At 53.4% G+C, this 17,877-nt stretch carries 15 protein-coding genes; 8 read left to right on the top strand and 7 right to left on the bottom strand.

Annotated features, from left to right (window positions below; all coding sequences use genetic code 11):
* The first annotated feature begins 11 nt into the window (after window positions 1-11).
* The gene (locus tag L6J37_RS00590) at window positions 12-2,873 is read left to right on the top strand and encodes a valine--tRNA ligase (RefSeq protein ID WP_192015481.1); all 2,862 of its coding nucleotides are present in this window, start codon (window positions 12-14) and stop codon (window positions 2,871-2,873) included.
* Window positions 2,874-2,971: 98 nt separating this feature from the next.
* On the opposite strand, the gene L6J37_RS00585 is transcribed toward L6J37_RS00590, so the two are convergent.
* Together L6J37_RS00585 and L6J37_RS00580 are read right to left on the bottom strand one after the other, a co-directional pair.
* Complete coding sequence (locus tag L6J37_RS00585; RefSeq protein ID WP_237793782.1) at window positions 2,972-3,973, bottom strand: M48 family metallopeptidase; 1,002 nt, start codon at window positions 3,971-3,973, stop codon at window positions 2,972-2,974.
* On the bottom strand, window positions 3,970-5,121 hold the full coding sequence (locus L6J37_RS00580; RefSeq protein WP_192015479.1) for a YjgN family protein: 1,152 nt from the start codon (window positions 5,119-5,121) through the stop codon (window positions 3,970-3,972). The genes L6J37_RS00585 and L6J37_RS00580 overlap by 4 nt, the downstream gene beginning before the upstream one ends.
* Before the next feature lie 280 nt (window positions 5,122-5,401).
* Between L6J37_RS00580 and L6J37_RS00575 the strand changes: the two genes are divergently transcribed.
* A complete protein-coding gene (locus tag L6J37_RS00575) occupies window positions 5,402-5,815 on the top strand; it encodes a DUF2061 domain-containing protein (protein ID WP_237793780.1) in 414 nt (137 codons plus the stop codon).
* 84 nt (window positions 5,816-5,899) lie between these two features.
* A complete protein-coding gene (locus L6J37_RS00570; protein WP_237793778.1) occupies window positions 5,900-6,805 on the top strand; it encodes a bifunctional helix-turn-helix transcriptional regulator/GNAT family N-acetyltransferase in 906 nt (301 codons plus the stop codon).
* A gap of 74 nt (window positions 6,806-6,879) precedes the next feature.
* Here L6J37_RS00570 and rraB read toward each other — a convergent pair whose 3' ends face one another.
* Window positions 6,880-7,260, bottom strand: coding sequence for a ribonuclease E inhibitor RraB (gene rraB / locus L6J37_RS00565; RefSeq protein WP_161459565.1), 381 nt, complete (start codon window positions 7,258-7,260; stop codon window positions 6,880-6,882).
* A gap of 303 nt (window positions 7,261-7,563) precedes the next feature.
* Here rraB and argF point away from each other — a divergent pair, with 303 nt between their 5' ends.
* From argF to L6J37_RS00540, 5 genes are all read left to right on the top strand, one after another.
* A complete protein-coding gene (argF, locus tag L6J37_RS00560) occupies window positions 7,564-8,568 on the top strand; it encodes an ornithine carbamoyltransferase (RefSeq protein WP_192015476.1) in 1,005 nt (334 codons plus the stop codon).
* Between the two features lie 289 nt (window positions 8,569-8,857).
* Complete coding sequence (pyrB, locus tag L6J37_RS00555; protein ID WP_027251907.1) at window positions 8,858-9,787, top strand: aspartate carbamoyltransferase; 930 nt, start codon at window positions 8,858-8,860, stop codon at window positions 9,785-9,787.
* 15 nt (window positions 9,788-9,802) lie between these two features.
* Complete coding sequence (gene pyrI / locus L6J37_RS00550) at window positions 9,803-10,267, top strand: aspartate carbamoyltransferase regulatory subunit (RefSeq protein WP_192015475.1); 465 nt, start codon at window positions 9,803-9,805, stop codon at window positions 10,265-10,267.
* 274 nt (window positions 10,268-10,541) lie between these two features.
* Entirely contained in the window at window positions 10,542-11,525 is a 984-nt protein-coding gene (locus tag L6J37_RS00545) for a S1 family peptidase (protein WP_237793776.1), read from the top strand.
* 79 nt (window positions 11,526-11,604) lie between these two features.
* Window positions 11,605-11,994, top strand: a complete 390-nt coding sequence (locus tag L6J37_RS00540; RefSeq protein ID WP_192015473.1) for a Rid family detoxifying hydrolase — start codon at window positions 11,605-11,607, stop codon at window positions 11,992-11,994.
* A gap of 55 nt (window positions 11,995-12,049) precedes the next feature.
* On the opposite strand, the gene idi is transcribed toward L6J37_RS00540, so the two are convergent.
* The 4 genes from idi to parE form a co-directional block, all read right to left on the bottom strand.
* Window positions 12,050-12,583, bottom strand: a complete 534-nt coding sequence (idi, locus tag L6J37_RS00535) for an isopentenyl-diphosphate Delta-isomerase (protein ID WP_218383504.1) — start codon at window positions 12,581-12,583, stop codon at window positions 12,050-12,052.
* Window positions 12,584-12,681: 98 nt separating this feature from the next.
* Window positions 12,682-13,407, bottom strand: a complete 726-nt coding sequence (locus L6J37_RS00530; protein WP_192015471.1) for a 1-acylglycerol-3-phosphate O-acyltransferase — start codon at window positions 13,405-13,407, stop codon at window positions 12,682-12,684.
* A 171-nt stretch (window positions 13,408-13,578) separates the two neighbouring features.
* The gene (parC, locus tag L6J37_RS00525; RefSeq protein ID WP_218383507.1) at window positions 13,579-15,843 is read right to left on the bottom strand and encodes a DNA topoisomerase IV subunit A; all 2,265 of its coding nucleotides are present in this window, start codon (window positions 15,841-15,843) and stop codon (window positions 13,579-13,581) included.
* Window positions 15,844-15,914: 71 nt separating this feature from the next.
* Window positions 15,915-17,804, bottom strand: a complete 1,890-nt coding sequence (parE, locus tag L6J37_RS00520; protein WP_192015469.1) for a DNA topoisomerase IV subunit B — start codon at window positions 17,802-17,804, stop codon at window positions 15,915-15,917.
* Between the last annotated feature and the right edge of the window lie 73 nt (window positions 17,805-17,877).

Genomic DNA, 17,877 nt, shown 5'->3' with positions numbered 1-17,877 from the left:
TCAAGAGCGCTATGGAAAAGACATACAACCCACAATCGATTGAACAAGCGCTGTATAAGCGCTGGGAAGAGGCAGGTTACTTCAAGCCTCACGGTGACACGACGAAAGATGCCTACAGCATCATGATCCCACCGCCAAACGTCACGGGCAGCCTGCACATGGGCCACGCGTTCCAGGATTCCATCATGGATACCCTGATCCGCTGTGAGCGCATGAAAGGCAAAAACACCCTGTGGCAGGTCGGTACTGACCACGCTGGTATCGCGACTCAAATGGTTGTGGAGCGTAAGATCGCAGCAGAAGAAGGCAAAACCAAGCACGATTACGGTCGTGATGCCTTCATCGACAAGATCTGGGAATGGAAAGGCGAATCCGGCGGCACCATCACCAAACAGCTGCGCCGCCTGGGTGCTTCTGTTGACTGGGATCGCGAACGCTTCACTATGGACGAAGGGCTGTCTAACGCCGTGCGTGAAGTCTTCGTGCGTCTGTATGAAGACGATCTGATTTACCGTGGCAAGCGCCTGGTAAACTGGGATCCTAAGCTGCACACCGCCATTTCGGATCTGGAAGTCGAGAACAAAGACAAGAAAGGCCACATGTGGCACTTCCGCTACCCGCTGGCCGACGGTGTCAAAACCGCAGACGGTAAAGACTACATTGTGGTTGCTACCACCCGTCCTGAAACCATGCTGGGTGATTCAGGCGTTGCAGTTAACCCTGAAGATCCACGTTACAAAGATCTGATCGGCCAGCACATTCTGCTGCCAATCATTAATCGTCGCATCCCTATTGTCGGTGACGAACACGCCGACATGGAAAAAGGCACGGGTTGTGTAAAAATCACCCCGGCGCACGATTTCAACGACTACGAAGTCGGTAAACGCCACAGCCTGCCGATGATCAACATCCTGACCTTCGATGCCAACATCCGCAACGAAGCTGAAGTCTTTAACAGTAATGGCGAACCCACAGATGCTTACAGCACCGACCTTCCGGCTGCCTACCAGGGCATGGAACGATTCGAAGCGCGTAAAGCCATCGTGGCCGAGTTCGATCAGCTGGGTCTGCTGGATGAAGTCAAAGATCACGACCTGACCGTCCCTTACGGCGACCGTGGTGGCGTGGTGATCGAACCCATGCTGACCGACCAGTGGTACGTGCGCACTGCCCCGCTGGCTGCACCGGCGGTGAAAGCGGTTGAAGACGGCGATATCAAATTCGTACCTAAGCAGTACGAGAACATGTACTTCTCCTGGATGCGCGACGTACAGGACTGGTGTATTTCCCGTCAGCTGTGGTGGGGTCACCGCATCCCGGCCTGGTACGACAACGACGGTAAGGTCTATGTGGGCCGCACCGAAGAAGAAGTACGTGAGAAGTACAGCCTGGCCCCTGTCGTGGTGCTGAAACAAGACAATGACGTGCTGGACACCTGGTTCTCCTCTGCCCTGTGGACCTTCGGCACCCAGGGCTGGCCGGAGCAGACGGACGATCTGAAAGTCTTCCACCCGTCAGATGTGCTGGTGACAGGTTTCGACATCATCTTCTTCTGGGTTGCCCGCATGATCATGATGACCATGCACTTCTGTAAAGACGAAGACGGCAAAGCCCAGGTACCGTTCAAAACCGTTTATGTCACCGGTCTGATCCGTGATGAGAACGGCGACAAAATGTCGAAATCGAAAGGTAACGTGCTGGACCCGATCGACATGATCGACGGTATTGATCTGGAGTCTCTGGTACAGAAACGTACCGGCAACATGATGCAGCCACAGCTGGCGGCGAAGATCGAGAAGAATACCCGCAAGACGTTCGAAAACGGCATTGAACCTTACGGCACCGATGCCCTGCGTTTCACCCTGGCCGCCATGGCGTCCACCGGCCGTGACATCAACTGGGACATGAAACGCCTGGAAGGTTACCGTAACTTCTGTAACAAGCTGTGGAACGCCAGCCGCTACGTGCTGATGAACACCGAAGATCAGGATTGCGGTTTTGCCGACGGTGCCGAGCTGGAATACTCACTGGCTGACAAGTGGATCGAGTCGCAGTTCGAGCTGGCCGCGAAAGAGTTCAATGCCCACATTGAAAACTTCCGTCTGGACATGGCTGCCAACACGATCTACGAGTTCATCTGGAACCAGTTCTGTGACTGGTATCTGGAGCTGACCAAGCCAGTGCTGTGGAAAGGCAGCGAAGCCCAGCAACGTGCGACCCGCCGTACTCTGATCACTGTGCTGGAGAAGACTCTGCGTCTGGCCCATCCGGTGATCCCGTACATCACGGAAACCATCTGGCAGAGCGTGAAACCACTGGTGAAAGGCGTAGAAGGCGACACCATCATGACTCAGGCGCTGCCTCAGTATGATGACGCAAACTTCAATGCGGACGCACTGGCTGACATCGAGTGGGTGAAGCAATTCATCACCAGCATCCGTAACCTGCGCGCCGAGTACGACATCGCACCAAGTAAAGGTTTGAATGTGATGCTCAAAGCCGCTGATGACAAAGACGCGGCCCGCCTGCAGCAAAATCAGGCCGTACTGGTTGCGCTGGCGAAGCTGGACAGCCTGCAGGTGCTGGCAGACGGCGAAGCAACCCCAGCCTGTGCCACGGCACTGGTCGGCAAGTCTACCCTGATGATCCCGATGGCTGGCCTGATCGACAAAGACGCCGAGCTGGCGCGTCTGGACAAAGAAATGGCCAAGACACAGGGCGAAATCAAACGCATCGCGGGCAAACTGGGCAATGAAGGTTTCGTGGCGAAAGCCCCGGAAGCCGTGGTGGCCAAAGAGCGCGAGAAGCTGGAAGGTTACAAAGAAACCCTGATCAAACTGGAAGAGCAGAAAGCGACCATCGCAGCGCTGTAAGCGATGTCCATTGCTTCAGACAAAAAAAAGCGACCGATATCGGTCGCTTTTTTATGCCACAATTTTAAACCGAATCTCCGGCCTGAATCGGATGGATACTATTTCAAGGCCTGAACCCGTTGCTCCAGCTCAGGGTGACTTTGTAGCCACTCAGGTAAATCGCTGTCGCCATAGTGTTCCATAAAACGGTTGAACATGGCGGCCATCGGTTCTGTGGTGCCATAGTTTTTCCGCATCTGCTCGGCCGCAAACTGATCCGCTTCGCGCTCGGCATCCCGCGAGTATCCGCTGGAAGCAACAAATACGCCTGTGCTGGTCAGCATATCCGCCATCCCAGAGCTGTCACCGACAATCAGTGCGGTGGCCACAGAAATCAGCGCCGATTGCACCACAGACTCCATCACATGCTGATGATACACATGCCCGACTTCATGCAACAAAATACTGTCCAGCTCGGCGGGTGTGGTGGCCATTTCCACCAGTGAGTCCAGCACGATCACTGTGCCATCGCTCAGGGCAAAGGCATTCGGGCCATGCGGCCAGGATCGAAACACTATCTTCAGCTCAAAAGGTAACGGCGGCAGGTTATCCTGTAATAAGGCAAACCTGTCCTGTATTTGCCACTGTTCCTGGGCATCAAGCTGAGAAGGTGCCAGCATATGATCGTCCAGCGTCTCCAGGACATGCTCGCCCAGATACACAGGCACGGCTTGCGGCAGCAGACGCGTGAGCATATGACTGGCCGCCGGAATACCGTAACGATAAGCGCCCAGACACAATACGGCCACCAGCGCCGCACTGGCCACTATCGCCAGCCAGTTTCGCTCCAGCCTGTGTACCCAGCGCTGAGGCTGAACCGTGTTGTGGCGAACCCAATCAGCCAGCTCATTCTCCTGAGCAGCTTTAAACTGCCAGCCATCCGCAAAACCAATGCTGGCAGGCAAAGATCCCAAAGGTGGCGATATCTTCAGCTCGGCCACGGCAGCCATGACAATATGCTCGCCGCAGCGCAATGTCACCTGACCCGTCTGACCGCAGTCCAGCTCAGCTTCCCGCCGCTCAGAACTGAGCGGCGGGTGGCAGAAGCCTTTGATGATCATCCAATGCCTACTCCGACATCAAAGGCCTGAGCCACTTCGTCGGCAATGGCCGCACCGCCCTCGAAGGCTTCGCCCGTCACGTTAAGCAGAGACAAATCACCGATGACAGCCGTGTTATCGGCAAGGTAACGCTGAGTACGCACCATGGCCCAGGGACGGGCCAGTCCCAGTGTCAGCAGTTGCATCAGGATATTCGACACAATCAGCCAGACAAAAGCTGGCGTTCTCAGTGAAGAGGAAAAGCCATACTCTGGCTCACCGGCCGCTTTCAGCTGAGCAAAGGTGTAATTGCGGGTGCGGGCTTTCACAAATGCCGATACGGCAACCATCACCAGCAACATACCTATATAAACGATAAATATTGCCAGGAAAGGCCAGAGCGAACCGCCTTGCAGGTTATCCAATTGCCCGCTGGCAATGGATGACACCGCCCCCACGCCAGCCACCAGCACAAACACGCCGATCAGCGCCACAAACAGCCCTAATCCGAGCAAAGACGCCAGCGCTGTGGTTTTCACGAAGAAACCTGTCCCTATCTCAGCGCTAAACTGACGGTCACCATACTGGTAACCATTGGCAAAATAGCGGGTGATGGTGGCCGTGATATTAGCAAATACATAGATATAAGCGGCAACGGCCAGTAACGCAAACAGCGCGCCGACTAACAGCGATTTATCAAATACCATGGCAGTGATCACAAACAGGATCACCAGCGGAATCATGGAAACCAAACCACATCCCAACATGGCCCAGTACGCCCCTTTCACCGAGCCGTTAAAGTTAAAACGCACATTGCGGTAGCTGCTCATGCGGGCATCAAAGCGGGCATTATTGCGGGCCAGCAATGGATAAATGCCAAAAAAGGCCAGCATCAGAAACAGGGCGAAAAGCGGCATGAAATGGCTGGCGGTAAACCACACCAGCACACAGACAGAGGCAATAACACGGCCAATCAGGATCTGTTTCGGTGTGGCATGATAATCAAACCTATCTCCCGCCAGCTCAGTGTTACCGTAAAAATATTTCTTGGTGCGGACTTTCGCCCAGGCAGAATAAATCCCAAGAGTGACGACAGAGAGCAGAATATTCACGATCCAGATACCGAAAAATTCGCCCCCCTGGCCGTGAAACCTAACCTTGTTTTCCATTGTTTTTATCCTAAGTCTTCGCAAAAAATGTGAACAATCCAGCCTCATTGCTGGAAAAGTATATCTTCAATATAAACCAACCAAATGCAACCAACAGCATAAAGTTTTTGCGCACTGTTTGGTTCTGAAACAGCGCTCCCAATCATAAAGCGACGATAAGTCATTATTCATGTTTATTAATATCAAATCATAGGATTTAACTATTGATTGGATAGAATCAAACGCTTTTACTGATTGCATGGTCACGCCCATACTGAGAACATCTACAGAGGGTTTTACCATGAAAAAGACACTCAGCTTTGCTGCTATCCACTTTACCGTTGCCTTCAGCATCGCCTATTTGCTGACAGGTGATGTGATCCTCGGCAGCCTGATCGCCATGATTGAGCCTATGGTCAACACTGTGGCTTTTTATTTTCACGAGAAAGTCTGGCAATGGCCTGTGCTGAAACAGTCCCGCTTTGGCAAACCCGCCAATAAAACCCTGAGTTTTGCGGTGATCCACTTCAGTGTGGCCTTCAGCGTGGCGTATTTACTGAGCGGTAGCTGGATGATTGGCGGCGTGATGGCACTGATCGAACCGTCGATCAATACGCTGGCTTATCTTGTGCATGAAACCTTCTGGCAGCGCAAAGAGCAGCGCCGGCACCAAGCCGCTTTCACATCCTGCCAACATCACTCGATCATCCATTAATTTGCATTAACTTGTACTCTGTTGACATAGTTGTGGCTCGCAACTATATTTAGTTGCAAATCACAACAATATGGATAAATCAACATGGATGCCCAGACACTCCGCCAGTTATCCCGTCAGCTTGTGCGTCAACTCGGCATGCTCGACAACCAGTGTGGCAACATGGATCTCACCCCGGTTCAGGCCCATGCCCTGATTGAACTGGAGGCGAATCCCTGCACGGTCAACGACATGGCCGCCCTGCTCAATGTGGATAAATCCAACGCCAGCCGTACACTGGCGGTGCTGAGCAACAGCGGGCTGATCGTCAGCCATCCGCATCCTGATGATAAACGCAGCCAGATTGCCAGCCTTACCGCGACAGGCCAGTCCAGACTGGCTGAACTGCACCAGAGACTGAATCAGCAGGTCGATGGTTTTCTGGCGCAAATGGACGCAGATGAAATCGAACAATTAGGCAAAAGTCTGGAGCGGTACCGCAAAGCCATGGTGATGGCGGGCAGACAACAAAGCTACGAGATTCGTCCGCTGACGCCATTGGACAATGCGTCGATTGCGGCCGTGATCCGAAAAGTCTCTGCGGAATACGGACTGACAGCAGACAAGGGATATGGCGTAGCCGATCCCACCTTAGACAGCATGAGTGAGGTTTACCAGCCCGAAGGGCATGCTTACTGGGTTATTGAGCACCGCCACCGGGTGCTCGGAGGCGGCGGTATCGCCAGGCTGGCAGGCGAAGAAAATATCTGCGAGCTGCAGAAGATGTACTTCCTGCCTGAGTTACGCGGTTTGGGTCTGGCGCGTAAGCTCGCGGTAAAAGCCCTGCAATTTGCCCGTGAACAGGGCTACCGGGCCTGCTATCTGGAAACCACAGCCAATCTGACAGAAGCCATCGCGCTGTATGCATCGTTAGGTTTTGAACACACCAAAGAACCTATGGGCAACACAGGCCACGACGCCTGTGAGATCCGGATGGTGAAGTGGTTCTGAGCATCCGCGGTTTAGCAAACGACAGGCAAGAAAAAAGCTGGCAAGCCAGCTTTTTTCCTGAGCACTGAATGGAATTACTCTTCGTCGTCTTCACCAGACTCAAAGTAAGTTCCCCAGCCGTCGTAATCGATATTATACTTCTGAGCCAGCTCTACCAGCTTGAGCACCTGCTCATCGATCAGCTCAGCGTCCAGGGCTGACTCCATGACCGCATCGAAGCAAACGACTGTACCGCCACCGTCTTCTTCATCCAGCTCCAGCTCTTCGGCATCCATCACTTCAAAGCCCATCTTGAAGGCTTCAGCAGCGGCACCTTCCAGCTGAGCAAATGTATCAGCAGAAAAATGGTGTTCAATCGAATACAGCGCATCCGGATCACTGCCATCTTCCAGCAGGGACTCAATGATTTCGCGAGTCTCTTCCTTCTGCTCTTCAATCAATTCTGCGTAAGACATAAGGTCTCTCCAAATAGGGGCACCAGCCACACTAGTATGTATAAAATTGGCCGCCAATATGGCACGGATCCCCGCGAATTTCCATCCTCTGTCGTGATTTCCCGCCCCATTCTCTATTCAGCGAAAGTCGCACAATCGCCTTTCTGATGCAGCAGACGATTTTTCCCGCCTTTCTCTCGGATTTTGCGATTGACACAGATATATATAATTTCATATTTTATGGGTAATTATTCATAAAACATCAATTTTCACACATAACGCAGCGATCAGTGTTCGCTGAAGTCATGAACACGAGGACGAGATATGGCATTTAATCTGCGCAACCGGAATTTTCTCAAGCTGCTGGATTTCACCCCACGCGAAATCGGGCACCTGTTGTCGCTTTCCGCAGAACTGAAAAAAGCCAAATACGGTGGTTATGAACAGCCGCGCCTGAGCGGTAAGAACATTGCCCTGATTTTTGAAAAGTCCTCAACCCGTACCCGCTGCGCTTTTGAAGTCGCCGCCTTTGATCAAGGTGCCCGTGTATCTTATTTAGGCCCGTCCGGCAGCCAGATCGGCCACAAAGAATCAATGAAAGACACGGCGCGTGTGCTGGGCCGTATGTACGACGGTATCCAGTACCGGGGTTTCGGTCAGTCTGTGGTTGAAGAGCTGGGACAATATGCCGGTGTGCCGGTCTGGAACGGTCTGACCGATGAATTCCATCCCACTCAGATTCTGGCCGATTTTCTGACCATGCAGGAACACAGCCCGGGCAAGCAGTTACAGGACATAAAATTTGCCTATCTGGGTGATGCCCGTAACAACATGGGCAATTCCCTGATGGTCGGTGCGGCCAAGATGGGAATGGACATCCGGCTGGTTGCCCCCAAAGACTACTGGCCGGAAGAGGATCTGGTCACCCAGTGTCTGGAGATTGCCAGTGAGACAGGTGCCCGCATTACTCTGACCGAGTCGGTACAGGAAGGCGTGCAAGGCTGTGATTATCTGTATACCGACGTCTGGGTTTCAATGGGTGAAGCACAGTCGGCCTGGGACGAACGGGTTAAAACCATGCTGCCATACCAGGTTAACGCGTCGACACTCAAGGCAACCGGCAATCCCAATGTGAAATTTATGCACTGCCTGCCAGCGTTTCACAACGATGAAACCACAGTAGGTAAAGAGGTGGCTGAAAAGTATGGTCTGTCTGGCCTGGAAGTGACCGAAGAGGTCTTCGAGTCGGCCCACTCTATCGTCTTCGATCAGGCCGAAAACCGAATGCACACCATTAAAGCCGTGATGGTAGCGACTTTAGGTCAATAGCACTGGCATGTGCGCAACCGTCAGGGTCAGGTTCGGTGCAGGCAAACGCTTGCGCCATAGAGAAATGGCGGTATAATCCTCCGCAATTTGTCTAGCGAGTACCAAAAATGGCCCAATCCGCGATCACAGTTGTGCAGCGACGCCGCCGGTTAACGGTGTGCCATGCCGTTTTTGTTACTCCGGATCGTCATCCGAAAGCCTCCTGATCTCAGGGGGCTTTTTTTTGCCTGTACGATAGCCAAGACAGACCCAAAGCCACCCGTTCCAGACTAAAAGAGGGAAAAGCGCCATGGCGAATTCGCTATATCATAAGCACATTATTTCCATCCCCGAGCTTAGCCGCAGCGAACTCGAGCTGATCGTTGACACCGCGGCCCAGCTGAAGAAACAGCCGAATCCTGAACTGCTCAAGCACAAAGTGATTGCCAGTTGTTTCTTTGAGCCATCTACCCGCACCCGCCTTTCTTTTGAAACGGCGATTCAGCGTTTAGGCGGCAGCGTGATTGGCTTCGATAATGGTGGCAATACCTCACTGGCGAAAAAAGGCGAGACGCTGATCGACTCGGTTCAGGTCATTACGTCTTACGTGGATGCGTTCGTGATGCGCCATCCGCAAGAAGGGGCCGCCCGTCTGGCATCAGAATTCTCAGGCAAAGTGCCGGTGATCAATGCCGGTGACGGTGCCAACCAGCACCCGACCCAAACCCTGCTGGATTTATTCAGTATTGCCGAAACGCAAGGCCGCCTGGACAACCTCAATGTTGCCTTTGTCGGCGATCTGAAATACGGCCGCACGGTGCACTCGCTGACTCAGGCGCTGTCGAAGTTCAATAACATCCGCTTTTACTTCATCGCCCCTGAAGCGCTGGCGATGCCGGATTACATCTGCGAAGAGCTGGATGAGGCCGGTATTGCGTACAGCCTGCACACCCAGATGGAAGAAGTGATCCCTGAGCTGGATGTCCTGTATATGACCCGGGTACAAAAAGAGCGCTTTGATGAATCCGAGTATGCGCACATGAAAGCCGCCTATATCCTGAGTGCTGACATGCTGACCGATGCCCGTGACAACCTCAAAGTACTGCACCCGCTGCCACGTGTTGATGAAATCACGACAGATGTAGACAAAACCCCGCACGCTTATTATTTCCAGCAGGCGGAAAATGGCGTCTATGCCCGCCAGGCGCTGCTGGCACTGGTGCTCAATCAAGACATTTAAGCAGGAGAATATCGCATGACAAAAGAGTCCCAACTTCAGGTCGAAGCCATTAAGAACGGTACTGTCATTGACCACATCCCTGCCAATGTCGGTATCAAAGTGCTGCGCTTGTTCCAACTGCATCAGGCTGAAGAAAAAGTCACGATTGGTCTCAATCTGCCTTCCTCAGCACAGGGAACCAAAGATTTGATCAAAATCGAAAATGTGTTCCTCAATGAGGAGCTGGCTAACCAGCTGGCGCTCTACGCCCCCAAGGCGACAGTGAACCAGATTGAAGACTACAAAGTGGTCAAGAAGCTGACCCTGTCGCTGCCTTCACAGATCAACGCTGTCTTTAAGTGCCCGAATTCAAACTGCATTACCCACAACGAGCCGGTCGACAGCAGCTTTAAAGTGGTGACCAAGCATGACGAAGTCCGCCTGAAGTGCAAATACTGTGAAAAAGTGTTCGCTCGCGACATAGTGACAGATTACCACTGACATTCCGGCACTCATGCCTGAAAAACCGCCTGTGACAAAAATAAGAAAGCCGACTCAGCCCTGAGCCGGCTTTTCAGTTTCCCGCCCCTTTTCTGCCTCAGTTCAGCCATTCTCAGTTCAACAACATTGTTTCGCTAATTCCGTTTCTAGACTCAGGGAAAGTGCCACTTTTGGCTCCTTTCACAGTCAAAGTGCCGCGCTGAGCCGAAATCAGCACAGAACGGTTATCAACCCGTTCTGTAAGAGCAAGTGTGACCAACAACGAGTACATAGCATGAATATCTGTGCGCGGTTTTGTCATCGTTATCTCTGGCCTCTGTTACCCGTACGGCCAGCCATACTGGCCGGTCTGATCCTGTCTGGTTGTGTCATGACCAACGGTGACGTCTTTGATGCGCCAAAAAATATGGCCAACCAGCAAGTGATTATCGGGGTGCCCATTTTGCTGGGCGGATTTGGTTCAGCCGTTCCTGTCACACCGAATTTGCAGGTCACGGCCAAACATGTTGCGCGCTATTCCTGGAACCGTGACGTTATCTATCACCCGCTGTGTGATCTGGCATTGATCCGCACGGACTCTGCCCAGGTGCCCACCTGGGGATTAATTTTTCCTGATCAGCCTGTGGTCCATCAGGGCCACTCTCTGCTCGGAAACAGCATTGAAGGTAAAGGCAAGTACCTGCAGGATGTGATAGATACCAACAATAATTGCCTGTATTCCCTGAGCGATGCGCCTGTGATGTCTGGCATGAGCGGTGGCCCTGTGTTCAATGAAGCCGGAGAAATCGTCGGCATCACGGTTGCCATTGTCGATAACCCGGAAGATCTCGCCAACCTGCGCCCGGCCGCACGATACAGCCAGTTTGTCCCTGCCACACTGATTTTTGACTGGCTGCAGGAACTGGGCATACGCCCTGTATCAGCCAGCCCGGCACTGGCCAGCGCTCAGGTCTCGCCTTATGTCAATCGCCTCAACCGCAGCACAGACGTGCCCGATTCTCTGGGTCTGCCCGATAACCAGAATCACAGCAGCAACGGCCTGACACCGCTTGTCGCCCCTCACAATGCGGCAGCGGCCTCCCCGCTCACCAGCTATGCAACGCCAGTGTCCGGCTCCTTCCCGCCGCCGGATGAAAACAGTAATGATGTTGCCCTGCAGCACAGTGCAGCGACTATCTATCAGGAAGAGAAACCCGATACCAGCCGTTCGCCGGCCGAGGTCATCCAGAACCTGAGCAATGATCCCACGTTCCGCTAGCAAACCTTTTGACCTGTTCGTCAAGGCATTGCACACTAGAGGCCGTAAGCATTTCTGTTGAAGCCAAAAAGGATCAAACATGACTCAAGTACTGCACACAGACAAAGCACCTGCCGCTATCGGCCCATACGTTCAGGGTGTTGATCTCGGTAACATGGTTCTGACCTCGGGCCAGATCCCGGTTAACCCGGTAACGGGAGAAGTACCGGAAGATATCGCCGCTCAGGCTCGCCAGTCGCTGGAGAACGTCAAAGCGGTCGTCGAATCTTCAGGGCTGAAAGTGGCGGATATCGTGAAAATGACGGTATTTGTGAAGGATCTGAACGATTTTGGCACAGTCAATGAAGTGTACGGCAGTTTCTTTGATGAAAACCACGCTTCCTACCCGGCGCGCTCTTGTGTGGAAGTCGCTCGTCTGCCAAAAGATGTCAAAATCGAAATTGAAGCCATTGCGGTACGCAAAGCCTGAGGCTTCCCTGCATAGTGCACAGTACCAATAAAGACGGGTTAAGCCCGTCTTTTTGTTATTTAAGTGCTGCCAGCACCTTGTGATACACCTGACTGAACCAGGCCGTAAACTGTTCAGGCTGGCTGTCCAGACAAGCGGTTAACTCCGATTGCGGCCACCAGCGACAGGCCATGACCTCCTCCGGGTTCGGTACTATGTGCAGATCTGAAGTTTCCGCCACCAGAACATAATCCAGTTCGTGTTCTGTCAGGTCGTTATCCAGTTCAGCCCGGTAAATAAAACGGGCGACCTGTTCAAACTGCGCCACCTCGCGTATCCCCATTTCCTCTCCCAGCCGGCGTATTGCCGCCTGCTGCAGACTCTCACCGTCGCGGGGATGCGAGCAGCAGGTATTGGTCCATAAACCACCGCTGTGATACTTAGTTAATGCTCGCTGTTGCAGCAGATATTCTTTACCTGACGCCGTCTGGCGGTACAGCAGAACGGAAAACGCCAGATGCAGCCTGCCGTCACGGTGAGCCTGCATTTTTTCCGCCAGGCCCAGGTGCTCACCAGCCTGATTCACCAATATCACATATTCCCGGCTCATCTCTCACCCCTCTGACGGCTAAAAGGTCATACTGCCCTGAAAACAAAGACAGGCCCTAACGGCCTGCCTTCCTGATAATTCGACGCGATCCGAGACGGTTATTTCGCTGAACGGGCCTGCGCTTCGGCGTTCAGATCATCCAGCTTAGCCGCCATCAGATTGCGACAGTGCTCTGACAGCTCGCGGACATCTTCTTTGGTCATGCCTTCCGTTGAGACAGGCGGCATCACTTCCACAATTACCACGCCGTTATTCCAACGGTTAAACTTCACCTTGTCGGTGGAGCTGCACACAATAGGCACCACAGGCACACCAGCCCCGATGGCAGCATGAAAAGCACCGGTTTTAAAAGGCAACAGACCCCGGCCACGAGAGCGGGTACCTTCCGGGAACATCCATACCGAGACCTTACGCTCTTTAATTTTAGCCACCACCTGACCGATAGTCCCCATTGCTTTACTGCGGTTGGCGCGATCAATCAGAATGTTGCCTGTCAGCCAATATAACTGACCAAATAACGGCATCCACAGCAGGCTTTTCTTGCCGACAGTCACTGTACGCGGCAGCACAGCACCTGAAATCGTAAACAGATCATAGTTATTCTGATGATTGCCAACATGCACGCTCGGACCCACTTCCCGCGCGGCGTCCGCAACCCGTAATTCCAGTTTAATGCCCAGAAAGCGGGCCATTTTCGCGAAATACAGCGCAATAGTGTGGACGTGTTTCGGGTTACGCGGGCTTAACAGGCAGTAACCACAGCCAAACACAAACATGACGATGGCAAACAGCGTAAGTGCCAACAGTCGTAATACAGCAATCATCAGATTCTCCTCAGCGTACAAGCGTGCGCTAGTATACTCAGTCAAAGGGAAATTACACCCTTATCACGGCTTTTTTGTTTGATCCTGACGCCATTTCCGTTCGGTAAAGCGCAAATAAAATAAGCCTCTGAACGAGGCTTATTTTGTCTAACACGCTGCGGTGAATGGCAATCAGCTGTCTTGATTATGATCAGGATAAGCAATTTCATAACTGGTGACCCGCTGCAGACCGCGAGGCAGCATAGCGCCTCTTCTGCCGCGCTCACCATAGAAATTCTCCAGATCCGAGACTTTCAGGCCCAGCTTACGTTTCCCTGCGTACAGGGTCAGTTCACTGCCTGCCGGTAAGACCAGCAAGTGAGACAGAAACTCTTCCCTGGCTTTGGCTCTGGCCGAAGGAATGTTGATAATCTTGTTGCCCTTGCCTTTACCCAGTTGCGGCAGATCCTGAATCGGGAAGATCAGCATGCGGCCTTCATTAGTAATCGCCAGCACCTGATCTTTGCTCAGATCTGAGATCGGCTGGGGCGGCATCACCTCACATTCCGCCGGAACGGACAACAAGGCCTTACCATTGCGGTTCTTGGAGATCATATCGCTGGCCTTGCAGACAAAGCCATAACCGGCATCAGAGGCCATCAGCCAGTATTGCTCTTCTTCAGACATCAGCACCTGACGCACGCTGCTGCCGGCCGTAATATTGAGACGGCCGGTCACAGGTTCACCCTGACTCCGCGCCGAGGGCAGTGTATGGGACTCCAGCGCATAGCTGCGGCCATCGCTGCCAATAAAGATCGCTGGCTGGTTACTCTTACCGCGGGCATGGCTCAGGTAACTGTCGCCAGACTTAAAGTTCAGGCTGCTCGGATCCACCTCATGCCCTTTGGCGTGGCGGATCCAGCCTTTGTCGGACAGCACCACAGTGATAGCTTCACTGGGCAGCAAGTCACGTTCAGTCATCGCCTTGGCTTCAGCACGCTCAACCAGCGGCGAACGGCGATCATCACCGTATGTCTCGGCATCGGCCAGAATTTCTTTCTTCAGCAAAGTGTTCATGCGTCGTTCAGAGCCCAGCAGCTGTTCCAGCTTCTCACGCTCTTTGCTCAGCTCATCCTGCTCGCCGCGGATCTTGATCTCTTCCAGCTTGGCTAACTGGCGTAATTTGATCTCAAGAATGGCTTCGGCCTGCGTCGCACTCAGCCCGAAGCGGCTGATCAGCTCAGCTTTCGGATCGTCTTCCGTGCGGATAATCTCAATCACTTCGTCGATATTGAGATAAGCCGCCAGTAAACCTTCGAGAATGTGCAGGCGCGCCAGCACTTTATCCAGACGGTGCTGCAAACGGCGGCGCACGGTTTCGCGGCGATACACCAGCCATTCTGACAAGATAGTTACCAGACCTTTCACCTGAGGACGGCCATCCAGCCCCAGCATGTTGAGGTTAACCCGGAAACTCTTTTCTAAATCTGTCGACGCAAAGAGGTGCTCCATCAGCTGCTCGGCGTCGATCCGGTTTGAACGCGGTACGATCACAATGCGGGTCGGGTTCTCGTGATCCGATTCATCACGCAAGTCTTCCACCAGCGGCAGCTTCTTCGCGCGCATCATGCCGGCAATCTGCTCCAGCAACTTAGAACCGGACACCTGATGCGGCAGAGCGGTGATAATGATTTCGCCGTTGTCCTTCGACCACACAGCACGCATCTTCACGCTGCCTTTACCGGTACGGTAAATTCTTTTCAGATCCTCGCTGGAAGAGGTGATTTCCGCTTCCGTCGGGTAATCCGGGCCTTTGACGAATTCCATCAAGGCATCCAGATCCGCCTGCGGATGCTCAATCAGATGCACCACGGCATTGGCCACTTCACGGGCGTTATGCGGCGGAATATCCGTCGCCATACCCACGGCAATGCCTGTCACCCCATTGAGTAAAATATGCGGCAGCCGGGCTGGCAGCATAGTCGGCTCTTTCATGGTGCCGTCAAAGTTCAGCCCCCATTCCACCGTGCCCTGGCCCAGCTCGCTCAGCAGGATTTCAGAAAAACGGGACAGACGCGATTCGGTGTAACGCATCGCAGCGAACGATTTCGGATCATCCGGGGCACCCCAGTTCCCCTGACCGTCCACCAGCGGGTAGCGGTATGAGAAGGGCTGCGCCATCAGTACCATGGCTTCGTAGCAGGCCGAGTCGCCGTGCGGGTGGTATTTACCCAGAACGTCACCGACAGTACGGGCCGATTTCTTATATTTGGCTGTGGCGCTCAGGCCCAGCTCTGACATAGCGTAAATAATCCGGCGTTGTACCGGTTTCAGGCCATCGCCGATAAACGGCAGGGCCCGGTCCATGATTACGTACATGGAGTAATTCAGATAGGCATCTTCAGTAAACTTGCGCAGCGGCAGCTGCTCGATACCTTCCATTGAGACATCAGTCATGGTGGCTAAATCCGTGTTGTCCTGATACCTGCCGGTCTGACCGGCAGGCGGAAATCATCAATTGGCGAGGCTCAGACTTCCACGTCGGCCAGATCACCCTTACTCTGCAGCCAGCTACGGCGGTCTTCAGCGCGCTTTTTACCCAGCAGCATATCCATCATCAGGATAGTCTGCTCGTCATCATCCACTGTCAGTTGCACCAAACGGCGCGTATTGGGATCCATAGTGGTTTCACGCAGCTGTAAGGGGTTCATCTCACCCAAGCCTTTAAAGCGCTGCACATTCACTTTGCCGCGTTTGCCGCTGAGGCGATCGAGAATGCCTTCTTTCTCCGCCTCGTCCAGGGCGTAATACACTTCTTTCCCCAGATCGATACGGTACAAAGGCGGCATGGCGATATACACATGACCGGCTCGCACTAGGGCTTCAAAATGCTTCATGAACAGCGCACATAACAAGGTGGCGATATGCAGACCATCTGAGTCGGCGTCAGCCAGCACACAAATCTTACCGTAGCGCAGGCCGCTCAGATCATCACTGTCCGGGTCAATCCCCAGCGCCACTGAAATATCATGTACTTCCTGTGAGGCCAGTACCTGATCCGCCGACACTTCCCAGGTGTTCAAAATCTTACCGCGCAACGGCATGATCGCCTGAAACACACGATCACGAGCCTGTTTGGCGGAACCGCCTGCTGAGTCACCTTCCACCAGGAAAAGCTCGGTTCTATTGAGATCCTGCATCGAACAGTCGGCCAGTTTGCCCGGTAATGCCGGCCCGCTGGTGATTTTCTTACGCACCACTTTCTTGCTGGCACGCATCCGGCGATGGGCATTGGCAATACATAATTCCGCCAGCTGTTCGGCTATTTGCGGACGCTCATTGAGCCACAGGCTGAATGCATCTTTGACCACGCCCGAGACAAAGGCCGCACACTGGCGGGATGACAGGCGTTCTTTGGTCTGACCGGCAAACTGCGGATCCTGCATTTTCACCGACAGCACATAGGCACAGCGCTCCCAGATATCCTCAGCCGTCAGTTTCACACCGCGCGGCAGCAGATTACGAAATTCACAAAATTCCCGCATCGCATCCAGCAAGCCCTGACGCAGGCCGTTAACATGCGTACCGCCCTGCGCTGTTGGAATCAGGTTCACATAGCTTTCAGTGATTAATTCACCGCCTTCCGGCAACCAGACCACGGCCCAGTCTGCCGCTTCGGTCTGTCCGGTAAAGACACCCGTAAAGGGGGATTCAGGGAGCAGGGTATAGCCCTTGACACCTTCAAACAGGTAATCTTTCAGGCCATCTTCGTAGCACCAGCGTAGGGTTTCGTTGGCTAGTTTGTCAGTGAATACAATTTCCAGGCCAGGGCACAATACCGCCTTGGCTTTCAGCACGCTTTTCAGGCGGCTGACTGAAAACTTCGGGCTGTCGAAATACTTACCATCCGGCCAGAAATGAACACGCGTCCCCTTGGCGCGGCGGCCACAGGTATCAATGACTTCGAGTTCACTGACTTTATCGCCGTTTTCAAAAGCAATCTGATACACCTGTCCGTCACGCTTGACCGTGACTTCGACGCGCTTAGACAGTGCATTCACCACGGAGATACCGACCCCGTGTAAACCGCCTGAGAATTGATAGTTTTTATTGGAGAATTTGCCGCCTGCGTGGAGTTTACACAGGATCAGCTCGACCCCGGATACCCCTTCTTCCGGGTGAATATCCACGGGCATACCCCGGCCGTCATCAATCACCTCAAGCGATTGATCATCGTGCAGGATCACTTCGACTTTCCTGGCATGGCCAGCCAGGGCTTCATCGACACTGTTGTCGATGACTTCCTGACCCAGGTGGTTTGGCCGCGCCGTGTCGGTATACATGCCAGGGCGACGTCGAACCGGCTCTAGGCCGTTCAGAACCTCAATGGCTCCAGCGTTATAGCTTTGGTCTGTCATAGATTCGGAAAGTTACGAGAAAATGTTGCCACAATAGTCAGTAACCTCAGCCTTGATGTCAAGCTGAGGCTAA

The organism is Photobacterium sp. WH77 (assembly GCF_022014395.1).
GTDB classification, from domain to species: domain Bacteria; phylum Pseudomonadota; class Gammaproteobacteria; order Enterobacterales; family Vibrionaceae; genus Photobacterium; species Photobacterium arenosum.
Note: the sequence above shows the minus strand (reverse complement) of the source record. Positions and strands in the feature narration are given on the sequence as shown.